Source organism: Nonomuraea sp. NPDC001636, assembly GCF_040298265.1.
GTDB lineage: Bacteria > Actinomycetota > Actinomycetes > Streptosporangiales > Streptosporangiaceae > Nonomuraea.
Window position 1 is genome coordinate 6,281 of sequence record NZ_JBEOZT010000045.1, and the last position, 20,317, is coordinate 26,597.

19 protein-coding genes are annotated in these 20,317 nt (G+C 72.5%); 11 read left to right on the plus strand and 8 right to left on the minus strand.

The annotated features are described in order from the left end of the window. Positions 1-470: 470 nt before the first annotated feature. From ABT158_RS47015 to ABT158_RS47025, 3 genes are all read right to left on the minus strand, one after another. Positions 471-869: an ASCH domain-containing protein gene (locus ABT158_RS47015; protein ID WP_352365281.1), complete on the minus strand. Its 399-nt coding sequence runs from the start codon at positions 867-869 to the stop codon at positions 471-473. Positions 870-878: 9 nt separating this feature from the next. Continuing rightward, positions 879-1,901, minus strand: coding sequence for a hypothetical protein (locus ABT158_RS47020; protein WP_352365283.1), 1,023 nt, complete (start codon positions 1,899-1,901; stop codon positions 879-881). 95 nt (positions 1,902-1,996) lie between these two features. Then, a complete protein-coding gene (locus tag ABT158_RS47025; protein WP_352365285.1) occupies positions 1,997-2,842 on the minus strand; it encodes a DMT family transporter in 846 nt (281 codons plus the stop codon). A gap of 64 nt (positions 2,843-2,906) precedes the next feature. Here ABT158_RS47025 and ABT158_RS47030 point away from each other — a divergent pair, with 64 nt between their 5' ends. The 11 genes from ABT158_RS47030 to ABT158_RS47080 all read left to right on the plus strand — a co-directional run bounded on the left by ABT158_RS47030 (position 2,907) and on the right by ABT158_RS47080 (position 13,207). Continuing rightward, a complete protein-coding gene (locus ABT158_RS47030; protein ID WP_352365287.1) occupies positions 2,907-3,119 on the plus strand; it encodes a hypothetical protein in 213 nt (70 codons plus the stop codon). 138 nt (positions 3,120-3,257) lie between these two features. Continuing rightward, positions 3,258-4,661, plus strand: a complete 1,404-nt coding sequence (locus ABT158_RS47035) for an aminotransferase-like domain-containing protein (protein WP_352365289.1) — start codon at positions 3,258-3,260, stop codon at positions 4,659-4,661. A 205-nt stretch (positions 4,662-4,866) separates the two neighbouring features. Further along, on the plus strand, positions 4,867-5,088 hold the full coding sequence (locus ABT158_RS47040) for a CGNR zinc finger domain-containing protein (RefSeq protein ID WP_352365291.1): 222 nt from the start codon (positions 4,867-4,869) through the stop codon (positions 5,086-5,088). Positions 5,089-5,252: 164 nt separating this feature from the next. Beyond that, complete coding sequence (locus tag ABT158_RS47045) at positions 5,253-5,741, plus strand: GNAT family N-acetyltransferase (RefSeq protein WP_352320766.1); 489 nt, start codon at positions 5,253-5,255, stop codon at positions 5,739-5,741. Between the two features lie 12 nt (positions 5,742-5,753). Further along, positions 5,754-6,629, plus strand: a complete 876-nt coding sequence (locus tag ABT158_RS47050; protein ID WP_352320764.1) for a 1,4-dihydroxy-2-naphthoate polyprenyltransferase — start codon at positions 5,754-5,756, stop codon at positions 6,627-6,629. A gap of 216 nt (positions 6,630-6,845) precedes the next feature. Further along, complete coding sequence (locus ABT158_RS47055; protein ID WP_352365293.1) at positions 6,846-8,195, plus strand: purine-cytosine permease family protein; 1,350 nt, start codon at positions 6,846-6,848, stop codon at positions 8,193-8,195. Then, positions 8,192-9,931: an adenine deaminase gene (locus ABT158_RS47060; RefSeq protein ID WP_352365295.1), complete on the plus strand. Its 1,740-nt coding sequence runs from the start codon at positions 8,192-8,194 to the stop codon at positions 9,929-9,931. The genes ABT158_RS47055 and ABT158_RS47060 overlap by 4 nt, the downstream gene beginning before the upstream one ends. A gap of 2 nt (positions 9,932-9,933) precedes the next feature. Beyond that, the gene (locus ABT158_RS47065; protein ID WP_352365297.1) at positions 9,934-10,932 is read left to right on the plus strand and encodes an adenosine deaminase; all 999 of its coding nucleotides are present in this window, start codon (positions 9,934-9,936) and stop codon (positions 10,930-10,932) included. Positions 10,933-11,033: 101 nt separating this feature from the next. Further along, positions 11,034-11,756, plus strand: a complete 723-nt coding sequence (locus tag ABT158_RS47070; protein ID WP_352365299.1) for a GAF and ANTAR domain-containing protein — start codon at positions 11,034-11,036, stop codon at positions 11,754-11,756. Between the two features lie 7 nt (positions 11,757-11,763). Then, complete coding sequence (locus tag ABT158_RS47075; protein WP_352365301.1) at positions 11,764-12,582, plus strand: alpha/beta fold hydrolase; 819 nt, start codon at positions 11,764-11,766, stop codon at positions 12,580-12,582. Positions 12,583-12,631: 49 nt separating this feature from the next. Beyond that, a complete protein-coding gene (locus ABT158_RS47080) occupies positions 12,632-13,207 on the plus strand; it encodes a helix-turn-helix domain-containing protein (protein ID WP_352365303.1) in 576 nt (191 codons plus the stop codon). Here the strand turns inward: ABT158_RS47080 and ABT158_RS47085 are convergent. The 5 genes from ABT158_RS47085 to ABT158_RS47105 are packed head-to-tail and all read right to left on the minus strand — an operon-like array spanning position 13,204 to position 20,252. Further along, positions 13,204-14,952 (minus strand): ABC transporter ATP-binding protein, encoded by a 1,749-nt coding sequence (locus tag ABT158_RS47085; RefSeq protein ID WP_352365360.1) that lies wholly within the window; start codon positions 14,950-14,952, stop codon positions 13,204-13,206. The two genes, ABT158_RS47080 and ABT158_RS47085, sit on opposite strands and share 4 nt — an antisense overlap. 2 nt (positions 14,953-14,954) lie before the next feature. Then, positions 14,955-15,797, minus strand: coding sequence for an ABC transporter permease (locus tag ABT158_RS47090; RefSeq protein WP_352365305.1), 843 nt, complete (start codon positions 15,795-15,797; stop codon positions 14,955-14,957). Continuing rightward, positions 15,794-16,747: an ABC transporter permease gene (locus ABT158_RS47095; RefSeq protein WP_352365307.1), complete on the minus strand. Its 954-nt coding sequence runs from the start codon at positions 16,745-16,747 to the stop codon at positions 15,794-15,796. Before ABT158_RS47095 ends, ABT158_RS47090 begins: the two co-directional genes overlap by 4 nt. Beyond that, complete coding sequence (locus ABT158_RS47100; protein WP_352365309.1) at positions 16,747-18,642, minus strand: S9 family peptidase; 1,896 nt, start codon at positions 18,640-18,642, stop codon at positions 16,747-16,749. Before ABT158_RS47100 ends, ABT158_RS47095 begins: the two co-directional genes overlap by 1 nt. Continuing rightward, positions 18,615-20,252 carry an ABC transporter substrate-binding protein gene (locus tag ABT158_RS47105; RefSeq protein ID WP_352365311.1) on the minus strand — a complete coding sequence of 546 codons (1,638 nt, stop codon included), beginning with the start codon at positions 20,250-20,252 and terminating at the stop codon, positions 18,615-18,617. Before ABT158_RS47105 ends, ABT158_RS47100 begins: the two co-directional genes overlap by 28 nt. Between the last annotated feature and the right edge of the window lie 65 nt (positions 20,253-20,317).

Consider the following 20,317-nt stretch of genomic DNA (forward strand, 5'->3'; position numbering starts at 1 on the left):
CGGACGACGGCACAGGGGACGACGGCACAGGGGACGACGGCACAGGGGACGACGGCACAGGGGACGACGGCACAGGGGACGACGGCACAGGGGACGACGGCACAGGGGACGACGGAGGCCGAAGTATGCGGGAGTTGGGTGGGGCAAGTCGCTGAGGGCGTCAGTGCGGGAGTGACGGCGGTGCGGGTTGGATCGCCTTTGCGGCAGGGCTTGAGTTCGAAGGCCGCGAATGCGTGCCTGGCGGGAGGTGGATGCTCGGCGGGGAGAGGTGCTTGGCCGGGAGTGGATGCTTGGCCAAGGGGCGGATGCTTCGCCCCACGAGTGGATACTTGGCCCACGGGGTGGATGCTTGGTCGGGGTTGTGCATGGGGGGTTGATGGCCGCACTCCCCCAAGGAGGGGTAGTGCGGCTGGGGCGGTGGTTGCTTGGGGGTTGGTCGTTTCGGGGGCTTGGTGTTTTGTGCGCGGGGGTTAGGTGCGGAGTAGGCGGTAGTGGAGGCAGACGATTGTGGAGGTGTCGTTCACCTCGTGGCCCAAGGATGACCAGTAGCGCTGGTGGACGTCCCGCCAGTGTTGGATCGAGGTGAATCCTTCGCCTTCCGCCTCGGCGAACTCCCACGGCACTTCGGCGAACGGCACCAGCGCCACTGAGGTGATCTCGATGGTGGCGGCCTTCTCGCCGGCGTCGTTCACGAGGATCAGGTGTTCGCCGACGTGTTCGACCTCTTCGCCCTCCGCCTCGTAGTCGAGGGGCAGGAGGCCGGCGGTGGCGGTCTTCGTGCCTGAGAGGGTGAGGTCGGTCAGCAGGGTGCGCACCTTGCCGGGGGTGCCGAGGGCGAGGACTCTGCGTCCGTCGATGCGGGGCCACATACGCGCATCCTAGAAGACGGGGATGATCTCCTCCGGGTCGATGACGTTCACCTCGACGCCTTCCAGGTCCAGTTCGGGAATGGCGGGGAAGGCGATGCCCCATCGTTCGACGATCGCGCGGACCTTCGCCATGGCCACGCGCCAGTTCTCCTTCTGTTCCTCGTACGAGAGCACGCCCAATCCCGCTTCCCTGGCGTGGTCCATCAGGACGCGGTGATTGTCGAGGAAGTAGGGCGGGAGTTCCCAGAAACCTTCCGGAGGCTCCCAGAGAATCATGGAGAGGAACACGAAACCGGCCCGCAGCTGGCGGGTGATGAGGCTGCGGGTCTCGTCGGTGAGGCCCGGCCATTCGTTTTCCAGAATGGTCATGCAGATTTGCAGATGACGGGACTCGTCGAGGCCGATGCGCTGGAACATCTCGCCGAAGACCGGATGCCGGGTGCCCGTGGCCATGCCTCTGAACAGCGTGGACGCGGCCATCTCGCCCATCATGAAACTCGTGAACAGGACCGGCAGCGAGTATCTTCCAACGGCGCTGGTGTAGCCGGTCCAGTAGCGTCCGCCGTTGTGGTAGAGCCAGCCGATGTTGTTGTGGGCGGCCTTTTCGAGATCGTCTTCGGGGGTCCAGTTCAGGGGGCCGCCGGGCCACAGCCGGGCGATGGTGCGCTGGCAGCACTCCTCATGGTTCATCTCGTCGCGGGTGATGGAGAAGAAGCACTTCCGTACCGGATCTTCCTCGTGTTTCTCGAAGGCCTGGATGGTTGCGCGGGCGAACACGGCCGGGCCCGAGGCGTCGAAATTGGCGAGGACGGCGAACCAGTACATGATGCCCAGGCGCTGTTCGCGGGTGAAGTCGTCCGGGTTGAGGCCGTCCCATGGGAGGTCGGCCGGGTTCCAGAGTTTGCGCTTGGACTTCTCGTAGATGGCCGCGAGTTTCTCGGTCTCCACGCGCCATTCCATCGGATAGATGTTGGGTTGCGGGATCTCCGGCGCGGGCCAGAAGCCGCCTTCCGGGATCGTGAGGTCCGCCATGGTTGTGACACCTCCCCTGCCATCCTGCGTGGCGGCGTCACGCCATGCAAGCTTCGCCGCGGCCCGGTGCGCACGTCGTCGTGCCAGGACTTTCCCTACGAGCGGGTGCGCTGCGTGACGGCGACGCAGGCCAGGACGGCGAGTGCGGCGGCCACGGTGGCCGGGCCGAAACGTTCGCCCATCAGGACCCAGGCCCAGACGAGGGTCAGCAGCGGCTGCGCCAGCTGGGTCTGGCCGGCTCTGGCGATGCCGCCTCTGGCCAGGCCGGCGTACCAGGGGATGAAGCCGAGGAACATCGAGATCAGCGCCACGTAGGCGAAGCCGGCCAGGGCGGGGGCGGCCGGCGTGACGGGAGTGGTGAGGGTCAGGACCGCGGTGATCACGGCGGTCAGCGGGAGGGAGAGGACGAGGGCGTGGCTGATCACCTGCCAGCCGGGGATCGTCCTGGTCAGGCGGCCGCCTTCGGTGTAGCCGAGCGCGGCTGACAGGAGGGCGCCGACCAGGAGCAGGTCCGGCCAGGCGGCGCCGGCCTGGCCTCGGGTGAGGGTGAAGGCGGTGATCGCGGCGGCACCCGCGGCGCAGGCGGCCCAGAACAGGGGGCGGGGGCGTTCGCCGGCCCGTACGACGGCGCAGGCGGCGGTGGCGGCGGGTAGCAGGGCGATGACCACGGCGGCGTGGGAGGTGCTGGCGCCCAGGTCGAGGGCGAGGCTGCTGAACACCGGGAAGCCGAAGACCACGCCCAGGGAGATCACGGCGTAGGAGGGCCAGTGGCGGCGCGGCGGGAGGAGGGGCAGGCGAGCGACCTTGAGGCAGACCAGGGCGATGACGCCGGCGACGGCGGCGCGGCCGATGGCCACCAGCCAGGGGTCGAAGCCGCGCATCGCGTAGACGGTGCCGGGGAAGCTGCCGGAGAAGGCAAGGACGCCCAGGAAGGCCAGCATCGTCCCTTGCCGGGCGCGGGCGGCGGCTCCGCCGGCGCCTTTCAGGGCGTGGCGAAGGGTGGTGGTGCCGTTCGAACTCCCGGCGCCGTTCGAAGTGGCGGGGCCGTTGGAGATCCCGGCGCCGTTCGAAGTGGCGGGGCCGTTGGAGGTGGCGGGGCTCTTCAAGGGGGTCGGGGAGAAGGTGGGAGAGGTGGCGGGCTCCGGAACAGGGGCTGGGGAGGGGGAGGTTGAGGTGCTGGTCCTGTCGGGCGGGCTGGCAGAGGTGGTCGGGTTCTGAGGGGCTGCCGGCTGGATGAGGGGGGCCGAAGAGGCGGGGGCCGAAGAGGCGGGGGCGGGAGGTGGGGTGGGGGGTGTTGCGGGGTGGGTGGGTGGGGGTGCTACTGCGTTTTGGGCGGTAGCGCTATCCTTGTCCTTCATGACCAACGATAGCAGTATCGCCCAGATTGCTGCGATACTGCGTGAAGAGGCCGACCGTCTGGGGCCTGGTGCGCGGCTTCCGTCCAGCCGGGAGATCATGCGGCGGCACAACGTCAGCCCCGTGACGGTCTCGCGCGCCATCGGCCAGCTCGCCGCCGAAGGGCGGGTGGTGTCGCGTCCGGGAAGCGGCGCGTTCGTGGCGCCGCGGCAGGTCGTGCGCGGTCAGGACCCCCTGGACCTGTCCTGGCAGACGGTCGCCCTCGGCGACCGGGTGGTGGACGACGGGCCGGTGGCGGCGCTGCTCGCGCAGCCGCCCGAGGAGGTGGTGCCGTTGACCGGCGGCTACCTGAACCCGGGGCTGAGGCCGGACAGGCAGCTCGCGGCGGCCGCCGCGAGGGCGGTGCGACGTCCGGACGTCTGGGCGACGCCGCCGTTGAACGGCCTGCACGAGCTGCGCGGCTGGTTCGCCCGCCAGGCCGGGGGCGACGTGACGGCGGCGGACGCGCTGATCGTCAGCGGCGGCCAGGCGGCGCTGACGCACGCGTTCAGGGCGCTGGCGGCCCCCGGGACGCCGGTGCTGGTCGAGACGCCCACCTATCCCGGAGCGCTGGCGGCGGCCAAGGCGGCCGGGCTGCGCGCGACGGCCGTGCCGATGGACCGCGACGGCGTGCGGCCGGACCTGCTCGCCGAGGCGTTCGCCGTCACCGGCGCGCGGGTGTTCTTCTGCCAGCCCACCCTGCACAACCCCACCGGCGCGACGTTGCCCCTGGAGCGGCGCGCGCAGGTGCTGGAGGTGGCCAGGGCGGCGGGGGCGTTCGTGATCGAGGACGACTACGCCCGCTACCTGTCCCCTGCCGCTCCCCCGTCGCTGGCCTCCATGGACGCGCACGGCACGGTCGTCAACGTGGGCTCGCTGACCAAGATCCTGTCCCCCAGCCTGCGGGTGGCGGCGGTCGTGGCCCGTGGGCCGGCCGCGCACCGGCTGCGGGCCAGCCAGCTCGTCGAGTCGTTCTTCGTGGCGCGGCCGTTGCAGGAGACGGCGCTGGAGTTCGTGGGCTCGGCGGCGTGGGGCAGGCATCTGAACACCGTGCACGCCGAGATCGCGACCAGGCGGGACGCGCTCACGGCGGCGCTGGCGGCCCACGCCCCCGGGGTGGAGGTGCATCTGGTGCCGATCGGCGGTCTGCACCTGTGGCTCCGGCTGCCCGCGGAGGTGGACGAGAACGCCCTGGTCGAGACGGCCCGGCGGTACGGGACGCTGGTGAGCCCGGGGCGGATGTACTACCCGTCGGAGCCGCCGGGGCCGCGGATCAGGGTGACGCACATGGCCGCCGCCAACCTGACGGTCCTGGCGGAGGGGGTGCGGAGGCTCGGGCGGGCGCTGGACGCACAGGTCCGGTGATCGGACGCCCGGCCCGGTGATCAGACGCCGGTTCGGGCGACGCGGGCGCGCCCGGACGCGCCCGGACGCGATCACCGCCGCATGGGCCACCCCCGCCTCAGTCGGTGGGCGGGGATCGACACGCGCGGATCGACACGCGTGGCTGGCGGATGGGCAGGCGCGGATGGGCAGGCGCGGATGGGCAGGCGCGGATCGACACGAGCGGATGAGGGCGCGGATCGGCGGGCGGAGGTCGTTGGAGGTTGTTGGAGTGGGTCGTCGTACGGGTGGAGGAACGGGTCGGCGGGTGTTCAGCGACGTGGCCGGGAATCGTTCGCGCTCATGGTGTTCGATGCCGGTATGCGGTGACACCACCAAGACACGCGCATACCGGGCGGGGAAGCGGGGTTCGCGTCATCTCCAAGGCTCAAACACCGATACGGTGTAACTCGTGCCTTGTGGCACGAACGGCAGGCGAAGGAGCGGGCCGAGATGGCAGACGTAGGCGTCCGGGCGGCCCGGCGCGAGGATGTTCTCCAGGTTGCGAATACTCAGATCCGCGCCTGGCGCTACGGATATCGGGAGTTCCTCCCGGAAGGCCCACTCGAGCAGATGACGGGGCCGGCGGCCGAGAAGATGTGGCTGCGTCAGTGGGACGAGGCGATCGTCGCCCCGCCCGGCCCCTCGCACCGGGTGCTGGTCGCGGTGGAGACCATCCTCGACACCGAGGGTTTCCCCGCGCTGGGCGCGGGCGGCAGCGCGGCGCTGACGACCCCGCGCGGCGGCGAGCGGGTGGTGGGGCTGGCCTCGCACGCCCCCGCCGAGGACCCCGACCTGGATCCGGGCAGGGTCGCCGAGATGCTGACGCTGCTGGTCGATCCCGACTTCGTGCGCCGCGGCCACGGCAGCCGCCTGCTCAACGCCACCGTCGACTACCTGCGTGAGGACGGCTTCCGCCAGATCGTCACCTGGGTGTTCGCCGACAACTACGCTGTGCTCGGTTTCCTGGAGTCGGCCGGCTGGGGCGAGGACATGGCCGAACGCGTCCTCGACATGGGTCGTCCGATCCGCATGGTCAGGCTCACCACGGATATCAGCTAGAGGTTCGACAGCATGGCAACCCCCGGTCAGTGGATCGCGGGCGCGCGCCCGCGCACCCTTCCCAACGCCGTAGTCCCCGTCATGGTCGGTACGGGCGTGGCGATCGGCGACGGCGGATTCGTCTGGTGGCGCGCGGTCCTGGCGCTGCTCGTGGCGCTGTCCCTGCAGATCGGCGTCAACTACGCCAACGACTACAGCGACGGCATCCGCGGCACCGACGACCAGCGCGTCGGCCCGATGCGGCTCGTGGGCTCGCGGGCGGCCACGCCCCGGCAGGTCCTGACGGCGGCGCTGGGCTGCTTCGCGGTCGCGGCGGTGCTCGGGCTGGTGCTGGTGGTCGTGACGCGGGCGTGGTGGATCCTGCTGGTGGGGGTCGCGTGCATCGCGGCGGCCTGGTTCTACACCGGCGGCAAGCGGCCCTACGGCTACCGCGGCCTGGGTGAGCTGGCGGTCTTCGTGTTCTTCGGCGTGGTCCCGGTGATGGGCACCGCGTACGTGCAGACCGAGCAGCTGAGCTGGACGGCGTTCCTGGCCTCGATCCCGGTGGGGTTGTTGTCCTGCTCGATGCTGGTGGTCAACAACCTGCGCGACGTCCAGACGGACGGCACGTCGGGCAAGCGCACGCTGGCGGTGGTGCTCGGCGCCGAGCGCACCCGGGCGTTGTACGTGTTGTGCCAGGTGGTGCCGTTCGTGGTGGCGCTGGCGATGATCGCGGTCACGCCGTGGGCGGCGCTCGCGGCGCTGGCCGCGCCGCTCGCGGTCACGCCGATCAGGACGGTGCTGGGCAAGGCCGTCGGTCCGGCGCTGATCGCGGTCCTGCAGCAGACGGGCAAACTGCAGATGGCGTACGGCCTGCTGTTCGCAGTCGGCTTGGCGATCACCTTGTAGCGAGTCACAGCGGTCGGCTTGGCGCCCACCTTGTAGCCGGTCACAGCGGTCGGCTTGGCGATCACTCTCCAGCCAGGTACGGCAGTCGGCTTGGCGATCACTTTGTAGCCGGGGCACAACTGGCTCCCAGTACGCTCGTATGTCCCGATAACTCACCAGGTCACCCCCCTACGGTTCACTGTGTGCGCACACACCCAGCGACCCTCAGGAGGGGCCATGGAACAACGCGGGATCGAACTGGTCTCGGCCGGCGAAAGGTACGGCCGCCCGCGTGACCTGCTTTTCCTCTGGTCCGGGACGACGATGGGCATCTTCACCCTCGTCTACGGCATCACGATCGTGGCGGCGTTCCAGCTCAGCTTCACGCAGGCGGTCATCGCGATCGTCATCGGCAACCTGCTGTCGTTCCCGCTGGTCGGCCTGACCAGCCTGCAGGGCCCGGCCACCGGCACCTCCACCATGGCGGTCTCCAGGGCCGCCTACGGCCCCAAGGGCGCCCGCGTGCTCAGCTTCTTCGGCTGGCTCAACATGGTGGGCTTCGAGGCCGGCGGCATGGTGCTCATCACATTCGCGGCGCTGTCGCTGCTGGAGCAGGCGGGGGTGAGCGACCAGGGGCTCGGGCTCAAGGTCGTGGTGATCCTGGTGGCGGCGGCGATCCAGCTGGTGCTGCCGCTGATCGGGCACGCCGCGGTGATGAAGGCGCAGAAGTACTTCACCTGGGTGTTCGTCGTGCTGTTCGGCCTGATGGCGATCCTGATCGCGCCCAAGGTGGAGCTCGGGGGCGGCGGCGGGTCGGCGGACTTCGCCACGTTCACGATGGCGATCGCGATGATCATGTCGGCGGGCGGGCTGTCGTGGGGTCCGCTGGGCGGCGACTACTCCCGCTACCTGCCGGCGAGCTCCTCCAGGAAGGCGGTCTTCGGGTACGCGGCCCTGGGCGGGTTCGTCCCGTACGTGCTGCTGATGACGCTCGGGGCGGCCGTGGCGACCGTGGTCAAGGACAACACCGACCCGATCTCGGGGCTGCCGGGCGCGCTGCCGCAGTGGTTCGTGGTGCCGTACCTGCTGCTGGCGATCGTGTCGCTGTTCGCGGTCAACACCACCGACCTGTACTCCTCGGGGCTGAACCTGCAGGCGGCCGGGATCAAGGTCAAGCGCTGGGTGGCGGTCGTCGGCGACCTCGTGCTCTGCGTGCTCATCACGTTCGTGGCGGTGACCTCGAACAGCTTCAACACCATGCTCAACAACTTCCTCGCGCTGCTGATCATCTGGCTGGCGCCCTGGGCCGGCGTCTACATCACCGACTGGCTGCGCAGGAGGGGACGCTACGACGCCGAGGCGCTGTTCGACGAGCAGGCGCCCGGCCAGGTCCGGTGGCCGGCGATCATCGCGCAGGTCCTGGGCATGGCGGCGGCGGCCCTGTGGATCAACTCGGCCGTCTTCGTCGGGCCGCTGTCGGAGGCGACGGGCGGCAGCGACTTCAGCATCTTCGCGGGCTTCCTGGTGGCCGGTGCGGCGTACGCGCTGCTCGTGCCGCGGCCCGCCGTACGGACTGTGGAGGCATGATGGACCGCGACCTGCTGGACGTGGCGTACGGGCGGCGGCCCGCGGACACGATCATCACGAACGGCACGCTCGTCAACGTGCTGACCGGCGAGCTGTACCCGGCCGAGATCGGCATCGTGGGCGGCCGGATCGCCGCCGTGGAGCCGGTGCTGGAGCGTGGCCAGGACACCGAGGTGATCGACGCGCGCGGCGGCTACCTGGTGCCCGGCCTGATCGACGGGCACCTGCACATCGAGTGCAGCAAGTTGTCGGTCACCAGCTTCGCCGACCTGGTGGTGCCGTTCGGCACGACGAGCGTGGTGTCGGGGCTGGACCAGATCCTCGTGGCCGAGGGGCTGCCGGGCGTCCGGCGTTTCCTGGACGAGTCGGCGGCGACCGGCATGCGAATCTGGTGGGGTGCACCCGCCAAGGCGCCCTACACCGTGCCTGAGTCGACCGTCGGGTATCCGTTCGGTCCGGCTGAGCACAGGATCGCCCACGAATGGCCGGAATGTGTGGGGATCTGGGAGACCGTCCAAGAGATGGTGGAACACTCCGATCCTGCCGTCATGGAGGCTCTCGACCTGGCTCGGGAGCGGCGGCTGCCGGTGTTCGGCTGCGCGCCGCTGTCCGACCCGCGCCGGATCAGCGGGCTGGCGGCGGCCGGGGTGCGGCTCGACCACGAGTCGTACTCGCACGAGGAGATGCTGGAGAAGCTGCGCCGCGGCATGTACGGCATCATCCGCGAGTCCTCCGTCGCCCACTTCCTCGACGAGAACATCAAGGCCGTGGCCCTGGCCGGCTCCCGCAGGCTGGCGTTCTGCACCGACGACGTGCACGCCGCCGACGTGCTGGCGGGCGGCCACATGGACAAGCTCGTCCGGATGGCGGTCGCGGCGGGGATCGACCCGATGACGGCGATCCAGATGGCCACGGTGAACTGCGCGGAGATGTACCGCATCGACCACCTGGTGGGCAGCCTGTCCCCCGGCCGGTTCGCGGACGTCCTGATCGTCGACTCGCTGGAGGACTTCCGGGTCCGCGAGGTGATCGCGAACGGCGTGCCCGCCGCCCGCGACGGCCGGATGGTCACGCCGACGCCCGCCCCCGAGCGCGGCCCGGTCCGGCCGTTCCCGATCGCCCCGGTCACCGCCGGCGACCTGGTGCTGCGCGCCGAGGGCGAGCAGGCGACCGTGCTGACCCTCGGGTTCACCGAGCAGGTCTTCGTCCGCCGCAGGCGCGACGTGACCCTGCCGGTGACCGACGGCGTCGTGGAGCCGTCCGTGGAGCAGGACGCGCTGCTCGTCACGGTCGTCGAGCGTTACGGCAAGACCGGCAACAAGCCGGTCGCCATGGTCAGCGGCATGGGCCTGCGGGCCGGCGCGATCGCCACCAGCGCGGCGCCCGACGACAACAACATCATCTGCGTGGGCGCCTCCCGCGAGGACATGGCGCTGGCCGTCAACACCGTCGCCGAGCAGGGCGGCGGCCAGGCCGTGGTGGTGGACGGCGAGGTGCGGGCGCTGCTGCCGCTGCCGGTCGGCGGCATCGTCTCCGACCTGCCGGCCGCCGAGATGGCGGTGCTGGAGGAGCGGCTCGACGACCTGGCCCGCGAGCTGGGCTGCACGCTGCCGGCGCCGCTGATGTACCTGTTCTTCCTGTCGATCACCGCGATCCCCGACTACGCCGTCACCGACCTCGGGCTGGTCGACTGCGTACGGCTCGAGGTCGTCGACCCCATCCTCACGGAGGTTTGATCATGAAGGACTTCATCGCCGGTCTCCCCAAGTGCGAGCTGCACCTGCACATCGAGGGCACGCTGGAGCCGGAGCTCAAGTTCGACCTGGCCCGGCGCAACGGCATCGCGCTGCCCTACACGTCGGTCGAGGAGATGCGGGCCGCCTACTCCTTCGACGACCTCCCCTCCTTCCTCACGGTCTACTACGAGGGCATGCAGGTGCTGCGCACCGAGCCCGACTTCTACGACCTGGCCATGGCCTACCTGCGCAAGGCCGCCGAGCAGAACGTGCGCTACGCCGAGATCTTCTTCGACCCGCAGGCGCACACCTCGCGCGGGGTGCCGTTCGACGTGGTGATCCGCGGGCTGCGGCGGGCGCTGATCGACGCCGACCGGCAGCTCGGCGTGCGGGCCCAGCTCATCATGTGCTTCCTGCGCGACTTCCAGGCCGAGTACGCGATGGCGACGCTGCTGGAGTCGCTGCCGTACAAGGAGTGGATCGTCGGCATCGGGCTGGACTCCGACGAGAAGGGCAACCCGCCGGCCAAGTTCGCCGCCGTGTACGAGCGGGCCCGCCAGGAGGGCTACCTGCTGACCATGCACTGCGACGTCGACCAGGACAACTCGATCGAGCACATCCGGCAGGCGATCGAGGAGATCGGCGTCGACCGGATCGACCACGGCGTCAACATCCTGGAGGACCAGCGCCTGGTGGACCTGGTGCTGGCCCGCGGCATCGGCCTGACCTGCTGCCCGATCTCCAACGGGTACGTCACCGACTCCATGAAGGCCGAGGGCATCCGCAAGCTCATGGAGCTCGGCGTCCGGGTGACGATCAACTCCGACGACCCGGCGTACTTCAACGGGTACGTGGGCGAGAACCTGGTGGCGCTGCAGGAGGAGCTGCAGCTCACCCGCGAGGAGCTGGCCCGGCTGGAGCGCAACGCGTTCGAGATCACCTGGCTGCCGCGGCACCTGAAGGACGCCTACCTGGCCGAGGTCGACGCCTACCTCGCCTGAGGAGTCCCGGGAAAACCTCCGGCGGGGCCCGCTTAGAACCCCGCTGGAGGGGCAGGCTGTCTGGTCGCAGGCGTGAGCCGCAGCCGAGCGCGAGGGATTTGTTGAACAGGACCGCTGTTCCGGCCGGAATCGACGAGTTCGAACGGGCACTGGCGCGGAGTGTCGTCATCGCCGCCCGTGCGATGCCCGACTCTCCGCTGGTCAGTGTGACGTTGTGCACCGAACACGGCATCCGTCCGGCGGCGTGTGCGCACGCCCGCGCCGGGATGCTCGACGGCATGCAGTCGGCGGCCGGGCGGGGACCGAGCTTCGACGCGATCGAGGCCGGGCGCGCGGTCACGGCGGCCGGTCTGGCGGCCGGCGACGCCCCCTGGGGGTCCTTCTGCCCGCAGCCGCACGGGATCCTCAGCCTGCACGCCGAGCCGCTGACCTCCCAGGGACGGCTGCTGGGCACGCTCAACCTCTACTCGGCGGGCGCGGGCGGCTTCGCCGCGCCGACGCACGTCGCGGCGCAGGTGAGCGCCGCGACGATCGGCGTGCTGTTCGACGTGGCGATCGGCGCGGCCCGTACGCGGGAGGTGGCGGCGCAGCTGAAGGAGGCGCTCGGCACCCGCCCGGTCATCGACCAGGCGATCGGCATCGTCATGGCGCAGCGCCGGTGCACCGCGCACCAGGCGTTCGAGATCCTGCGCAACGTCTCCCAGGACCGCAACCTCAAGGTGCACCACGTCGCGGCGACGATCGTCCGGTCGGTGAGCGGCGGCCCGCCGCAGCGGCCGCGGTTCGAGGATCCGCCGCCCGACGACCACGGGCACCCGGCATAATCGCCCCATGCCCTCCTTTCTCGCCCACGACGGGACCGAGCTGGCCTACCACGCGTACGGGACGGGCGAGCCGCTGGTGTGCGTGCCCGGCGGACCGGGCCGCGCCTCTCGCTACCTGGGCGGCCTCGGCGGCCTGCCCCGGCGGCTGATCCGGCTGGACGGCCGGGGCACCGGCGACTCGGCGATCCCGGCCGACCCCGGGACGTACCGGTGGGACCGGCTGGCCGAGGACGTCGAGGCGCTGCGGGAGCACCTGGGACTGGACCGCATGGACCTGCTGGCGCACTCGGCGGGCGCGAACGTGGCCGTCCGGTACGCCGGGCTGCATCCGGCCCGCCTGAGGTCGTTGTGCCTGGTCGCGCCCTCGCCGGTCGCCGCGGGTTTCACTCCGACCGAGGAGGACTGGCAGGCCGGTCTGGAGCTGCGCGCGCACGAGCCGTGGTACGCCGCCGCCCTGGCCGAGTTCCTGGCCGACGAGGGCGTGGAGCGCCACCGGTTCTTCTACGGCCCCTGGACCGAACGCGCCGCGGCCCATTCCGCCAGGGCCGAGGAGGAGTGCGGCGAGGCCGCGGCGGACGGCTTCTACGCGCCGTCCCCGGTGACGCCCGAGGAGGTCAGCGCCGGGCTGGCCGCGCTCGACGCGCCGGCGCTGCTGCTGACCGGCGACCTGGACGTCCACCCCTGCCGCCTTTACGCGCGGCCCTTCGCCGCCCTGTTCCGCGACGCCACGCCGGTGACGCTGCCCGGCGCCGGGCACTTCCCGTGGGTGGACGACCCGGCCGCGTTCGTCTCCGCGGTGTCCGGTTTCCTGGACAAGACGGGCTGACGCGCAGGGCATGATGGTGGTGGACGCCGGGACAGGAAGGACTCACCACGTGCGGCAGGAACTCGCGGTCACCAACGGGCAGGCCGCCGGGGTGCGCGGCGCGCTGGCGGGCAACCTGCGGCGCACGCGGCTGGCCCGGGGGTTCAGCGTCCGCGAGCTGGCCGAGCTGACCGGGGTGAGCAAGGCGCTGATCTCACAGATCGAGCGCGGCGTGGCCAACCCGACGATCGAGGTGCTGACCCGGCTGGCGGGGGCGCTGGAGCTCACCTTCGCCGAGCTGACCCGTACCCGGCTCGCCGAGCCCGAGGTGCTGCGCAGGAGCGAGGGCCGGCCGGTGGCGGTGGGCGACACGACCGTGCGCGGCCTGTTCGCCGCGGCCGACCGGCGGCGGTTCGAGCTGGCCGAGGGCGAGCTGCCGCCGCTGACGCGCAGCGCCAGGAGCGCCCACGGGCACGGGTCCGTGGAGCACGCCTACGTGGTGTCCGGCGAGGTGACGGTCGAGAGCGACACGTGGTCGGTGCGGCTGGGCGAGGGCGACGCGGTGCGGTTCGGGGCCGAGGTCGACCACGTCTACTCCACCGGCGAGCGCGGCTGCCGGATGCTCACGCTGATCTCCTACGACTAGCCGGGCCAGCGGCTGCTTCCGTCGGGCACGCTGGCCAGCAGCTCGCGGGTGTAGGGGTGGGCGGGGGCGTCCAGCACCCGGTCCACGTCGCCGGTCTCGACGCATTCGCCGGCCCGCAGCACGTACAGGCGGTCGGCGAGCTGGCGGACGACGGCCAGGTCGTGGGTGATGAACAGCAGGCCCATGCCCAGGCGTTCCCTGAGCCCGGCGAGCAGGGTGAGCACCTGCGCCTGCACGGAGACGTCGAGGGCGGAGACCGGCTCGTCGCAGACCAGCAGGCGGGGCTCGCCGGCCACGGCCCGCGCGATGGCCACGCGCTGCCGCTCGCCGCCCGACAGGCCGGCCGGGCGCTTGCGGGCGAGCGCGGGGTCGAGGCCCACCAGGCGCAGCAGCGCGCCGACGTCCGCGGGGCGTCCGTCGGCGGCGAGCGCCTCCTTGAGCGTCGCACCGACGGTACGCGCCGGGTTGAGCGTCGAGTACGGGTCCTGGAAGATCATCTGTGCCGTCCTGCGGGCCTGGCGCACCGCCTGGCGGGACAGGCGGGTGTGGTCGGAGCAGTCGAGCCCGTCGAGGGTGACGACGCCCGCGTCGGGCCGTTCCAGGCCGGTGACGCAGCGGGCCAGCGTGGTCTTGCCCGACCCCGACTCGCCGACGACGGCCACGACCTCGCCCGGCGCCACGGTCAGGTCCACACCCGCCAATGCCGGCCGCGACGCGCCCGCGTACGTCTTCCGCAGGCCCGTCACCGCCAGCAGGGGCGCGGCGGCGGTGCGCGGCGGCGACGGCACGCCCGGCGGGGGCGGCGGCGCCTCGGGCAGCGCGGCGGCCCGTACGCAGGCCGACAGGCGAACCTCCGCGCCCGGCACCGGCACCAGGGCAGGGACGCCCGCGCGGCACTCCTCCCCCGCGTGCGCGCACCGGTCGGCGAACCCGCAGCGCCCGGCCACCGCGTCGTGGGCCGGCACCGAGCCCGGCACGGACGGGATGACCGGCAGCCGCCGGTCGGCGGGCGGCTCGGCGGCCAGCAGCGCCCGCGTGTACGGATGCCGCTGCTCCTTGCGCACCTCGGCGGCCCGCCCGACCTCCATGACCCGGCCCGCGTACATGACCACGACCCGGTCGCACATCGAGAACGCCAGCCGCAGGTCGTGGGTGATGAGCAGGAACGTCATGTCCCGTTCGCGCTGGATGCGGCGGATGAGGGCAAGAACCTCGCGCTGCGTGGTGGCGTCGAGGGCGGTGGTCGGCTCGTCGGCCAGCAGGATCCGCGGCGCGGCGGCCAGCGCGCAGGCCAGGCCCACCCGCTGCCGCATGCCGCCGGAGAGCTGGAACGGGTAGCGGCCCGCCACCTCGCCCGGCAGGCCCACCTCGGCCAGCAGCCGCGGCACCTCGGTCCTCGGGTCGGCGCCGTCCGGCAGGCCGTCAGCGATCTGCTTGCCGGCCCTGCGCAGGGGGTTGAGCAGCGTGAACGGGTCCTGCATGAGCAGCGAGACCGTGCCGCCGCGCTGCCGCCGCCTGGCCCTGGGGTCGTCGTCGACCCGCCGTCCGTCGATCTCGACCAGGCCGGTGGACTCCAGCCCGGCGGGCAGCAGCCCGAGCAGCGCGCGGACGGTCAGCGACTTGCCCGAGCCGGACTCGCCCACGATCGCCACCGACTCGCCGGCGGCGACCTCGAAGGACACCTGCGACAGCAGCGTACGGCCGGTGTCCGGCTGCCGTACGGTCAGGTCGGCCACCCGCAGCATGGTCACCGGGCCCTCCGCTCGAAACGTTCGTGCAGCCAGTCGCCCACCAGGTTGAGCGCGGCGGCGGTGACGATCACGGCCAGGCCGGGCGCGATGACCGCCCACGGGTTGGCCAGCAGCTGGGTGCGGTTGTCGGCCAGCGTGCGCCCCCAGTCGGGCGATCCGGCCGGGACGCCCAGGCCGAGGAAGGACAACGACGACAGCGAGACCAGGGCGAAGGCGAAGTTCAGGAAGGCCGAGGCCAGGCTGACCGGGACGATGTTCGGCCAGATGTGCCGGGTCATGATCCGCCAGGACGACAGGTTCTTGAGCAGCGCCGCCTCGACGTAGGGCCGGTGCCGCTGCTCCAGGACGGCGCCGCGCACCACGCGCGTGTCGGTGGGCGCGAACAGCACCACCAGCACGGCGACGGCCAGGCCGTAGCCGCCGCCGAGCACGCCCGCCACGACGATCGCGACCAGCAGCGCGGGCAGCGAGAACATCAGGTCGGCCCAGCGCATGACCAGGGTGTCCGTCCAGCCGCCGAAGTACCCGGCGGCCAGGCCGAGCAGGTTGCCGATCAGCATGGAGCCGGCGGCCACGGCGAACGCCCCCGGCACGGCGGTGCGGGCGCCCGCGACGAGCAGGCTCAGCACGTCGCGGCCGAGGTCGTCGGTGCCGAGCGGGTGGCCGGGGCCGGGCATGGAGATGCCGGTCATCAGGTCCTGCGCGGTGGCGCCGGGGACCAGCCAGGGCGCGAACGCGGCGGCGGCCACGACGACCACGAGCACGGCCAGCGCCAGCGGCACGGCGATCGGGAACCGGCGGATCACGGCACGCCCGCGCGTACGGGCGGGCGCGGTCACGAGGCGCCCCCGCCGAGCCGCACGCGCGGGTCGGCCACCGAGTAGGCGACGTCCACCAGCAGGTTGACGGCGGCGATCAGGAGGGTGAGCAGCAGCGCGAGCGCCTGCACCACCGGCACGTCCTTGAAGGTGACCGAGTCGACCAGCAGCGACCCGAGCCCCGGCAGCGCGAACGTGACCTCCACCAGCACGGTCCCGGCGAGCATGCCGGTGACGACGAGCCCGGCCGCGGTCAGCACGGGCACCAGCGAGTTGCGCATGGCGTAGCCGAGCACGACGGGCGCGCTCAGGCCGCGGGCGCGGGCGAAGACCACGTAGTCCTGGTCCAGCTCGCGGACGAGCGCGGCCCTGCTGAAGCGCAGCAGCATCCCGGCCGCCCCGGCCGCCAGCGCGACGGCGGGCAGCGTCAGGTGCCACAGCTCGCTCGCGAACCCCTCCCCCGTGCCGTAGACGGGGAACCAGCCGAGCCCCAGCGCGAACACCACGAGCAGCAGCAGGCCGACCGCGAACGGCGGCGCGCTCAGCCCCACCACCCCGGCGGTCACCACCAGGCGGTCGCTCGCCCGGCCCTTGCGCAGCGCGCCCAGCACGCCGAGCGGCAGGCCGATCAGCGCGGCCAGGAGCGTGCCGTAGCCGGTCAGGACGAGCGTGCGCGGCAGGCGTTCGCCGAGCATCCCGGCGACCGGCTGGCCGGTCCTGATGGAGGTGCCGAGGTCGCCGCCGAGCACGCCGCCGAGCCAGCGCAGGTACTGGACGGCGACGGGGTCGTCGAGGTGGTAGCGGGCGCGCAGGGCGGCGATCGTGTCGGCGGTGGCCGGACGGGTGCCGAGCAGGGTCTGCTGGATGTCGCCCGGGGCCAGGTAGAGCAGGCCGAACACGCCGGCCGACAGCAGCAGCACGACGGCCGCGGTGCCCGCGGACCTGCGCAGCAGGAACCCGGCCCAGCCCATCACAACACCCCGCCCCCGGTCAGCCAGCCGATCACGCGCTCCGCCGCGTCCCTGCGGTGGGCGGGCTCGACCAGCTCGTGACCCTCCCGAGGGTAGAGGACCAGCTGAGTGCTCACGCCCGCCGCCGACCAGGCACGATAGAGCTGTTCCGCCTGGCCGGGAGGGGTGGTGCGGTCGCGCTCGCCGTGCAGGATCAGGGTCGGGGTGGCGGCCCTGGCGGCCTCGGCGGCGTGGTGCACGGGTGAGCGGGCGGCCAGGCGTTCGCGTCCCTCGCCGGTGGCCGGGTCGGCACCGGCGTGGTAGAGCGGGTCGAAGCCGCCCGCGAGGTTGCTGGCGGTGGAGAAGCTCAGCCAGTCGCTCACGCCGGACATGACGACGGCGGCGCGGAAGCGGCTCGTGCGGGTGACGGCCCAGGCGGTCAGGTAGCCGCCGTAGCTCAGGCCCATGACCGCGGCCCGGTCCGGGTCGGCGACGCCTTCGGCCACCAGGTGGTCCACGCCGGCCAGCACGTCGTCCAGGTCCGCCGCGCCGACCTGGCCGATGACCGCGCGGGCGTAGTCCTGGCCGCGGCCGCTGCTGCCTCTGGGGTTCGGCAGCAGGACGGCGGCGCCGGCGTGCGCGAGCGGCACGGCGAGCTGGTTGGACTCGGCGGGCGCGAACGAGCTGGACCACAACCAGGTGGGCCCGCCGTGCACCATGACGACCAGCGGCCTGGGGCCCTCTCCGGCGCCGGGGGTGGTGAGCAGCAGGCCGCTGACCGGCAGGCCGTCGCGGCCCGTCCAGGTGAGCTCCTCCTGGTGCGCCGCCAGCCCGGCCAGCCCGGCGTTGAGCGCGGTGACCGGACGCCAGCCGCCTTCCCGCAGGACGGCCACGGCGACCTCGGGCGGCTGCTCGGGGCTCTCCCAGCAGGCCGCGGCCACCGTGCCGGTGCGGTCCACGGACAGCGAGGGCTGGCCGTCGCGGCCGCCCAGCGTTCCCCGTGCCGTCCAGCGGCTCAGGACGCGGCCGTCGGCGGCGCTGAGCACCCCGCCGTGCACGCCGGTGCCCGACCAGCCGGTGAACCACAGGGTGTCGTCGTCCAGCCAGCCGAGGTCGGTGACGTCGTCCAGGTCGCCCAGGTAGGCGACCTCCCCGGTGACCAGGTCGGCCCGCAGGACGCGGCCCGAGACGATCGACAGCCCCTCGACCACCACGGCGGCCCGTCCGCCCGGGGCCAGCCGGGGCCGGGCGAGCTGCCAGGACGTGCGGTGCAACGTGCGCACCTCGCCGTCCTCGACCAGGTCGAGCCGGGGCCGGTAGTAGCCGGCGGGCGTCTCGTCCGCCGAGGTCACGGCCAGGGCGCGGCGTCCGCGCCAGTCGGCGTCCCACACGGTCAGGCCGGGCAGCGCGAGCGTGCGCGGGCGGTCGTCGCCGATCTCGAACCAGGCCAGGCGGCGCAGCCGGCCGCCCGGCGTCAGGACGAAGGGGTCGGACGGGTCGTGCACGCGCAGGCCCAGGTGGCTGCCGTCGCGCTCGCTGCCGGGGTCGGCCAGCCGGACCAGGACGGTGCCGTCGTCGCCGGGGATCAGGTCCTCGATCTCGCCGTCCACGCGGGCCCGCCAGCCGTCGACGGCCAGCTCGGACGGCGTCGGCGTGCGCAGCAGCCGCCCGTCGGGCAGCCAGCGGACCGGGCCGTGGCACTCGCCCGCGGCCTCCATGGCGCCGTCGAGCCCGACGACGTACGCGACGCCGTCGATCACGCAGGCGACGCGGTCGCCGCCGGGGTGCAGCGACACCGACTCGGGATAGCGCATCCCGGCCAGCGCCTGATGCACGTCGATGGGGTCGCGCGTGCCGGTCGCCCGGCTCGCGCAGGTGGCGTCGGTCATCAGCGTGCGGCCACCTTCGTCGCCCACGGGCCGACGAAGAAGTAGGGCCCGAAGCCCTCGGCGGTGACCGCTCTGCCGAACGCGGTGGCCGCCTCGCCCCACCACAGCGGCTGGTACGGCACGTCCGCCGCCGCCCTGACCAGCGCCTGGCCGAGCAGCTTGCCCCGGGCGGCGTCGTCGGTGCCCGCCTTGGCCTGGTCCAGCAGGCCGGTCACCTCGGCGTTGTCGTACTCGGCGATGTTGGTGCCGTTCTCGCCGGTGGCGCCGCCGTGCAGGAGCTGCTGGACGTACTCGGCGGGGTCGCCGGTGGTGGCGAAGTACCAGCCGAGGTAGACGCCGGAGCCGTGCTTGCCGAGGTCGGCGATCCACTGTTCGAGCGGCACCTCCTTGACCTCCAGCGTGATGCCGATGGTCTTGAGGTTCTCGGCCAGGGTGAGCGCCGCCCGGCCGAGCTGCGGGCCGCTGCTCGGATAGGTGAGCGTGTCGGCGAACCCCTGCGGCGTGGCCGACTTCGCCAGCTCGGCCTTGGCCTGGGCCAGGTCGAAGCCGTACTGGGGGATGGCCGCGTACAGGGCGGTGACCTCGGCCTCCTCCAGCACGCCGCCCCACTGGGCCGGGTCCGGGACGGCGGTGGCGACCTTGCCGTGGCCGCGCAGCACGCTCCTGACGATGCCCTCCCGGTCCACGGCGTGGGCGACGGCCCGGCGCACGTGCACGTCGTCCCAGGGCTTCTTGGCCGTGTTGAAGGCCAGCGTGACCAGCGAGCGGTCGGCGGCGGTCAGCACCTGCGCGCCGGGCACCGCCTTCCACTGGTCGATCTGCTCGGCGGGCACGTTGAGCGCGACGTCCACGTTGTCGCCGCGCATGGCCAGCAGCCGCGTGGACTCCTCGGGGATGAAGTCGATCCTGATCTGCCGGAAGGCCGGCTTGCCGCCTCCTCCCGGGCCGCCCCGGTAGGCGTCGTTGCGCTCCAGCGTGACGTGCGAGTCGGGGGCGAACTCGGCCACCTTGTACGGCCCCGTCCCCAGCAGCTTGCCCTCCGGCGTGCCGATGCGCTCGCCGGTGGCCTCGATGAACTTCGCGCTGGTCACCAGCAGCGTGCCGGGCGTGGGCACCCAGGCGAACGCCGCGTCGGGGCTCTTGAGCTTGATCGTCACCTCGGCGTCGCCGGTGGCCTCGATCGTGTCCACGTTGGCGTAGGCGTAGGCGAAGGCGGTGGTCGAGCCCTTCTTGGCGTGCAGGTTCAGGCTGGCGACCACGTCGGCGGCGGTGAGCGGGCTGCCGTCGGAGAAGGTCACGCCGGGGCGCAGCTTGTAGACGTAGGTGGTGGCGTCCTTCCTGGCCCAGGACTCGGCCAGGGACGGCTGGAGGCTGCCGTCCGGGCCGACGCCGACCAGGGACTCCTGCACGAGGAGGGCCACGACGTAGTTCATGATGCCCGCCTCCTTGGCCGCGTCCAGCGACCCGATGGAGGAGGGCAGCGCGACGCGCAGGACGTCGATGCTCTTCTTGGCGGCCGTCCCCGCCTCCTGCTCGCCCGGCCCGCAGGCCGACAGCAGGCCGGGCAGCACGGCGAGCGCCCCCGCGAAGGCGGCGGACCGCAGGACAGAACGCCGGGAGACAGGCAGATCGGTCACCGGGGGACCCTACTTTCACACGACCGGTCAACCCGCCTAGCTGCAGTGTCTACCGGTAAACTCCA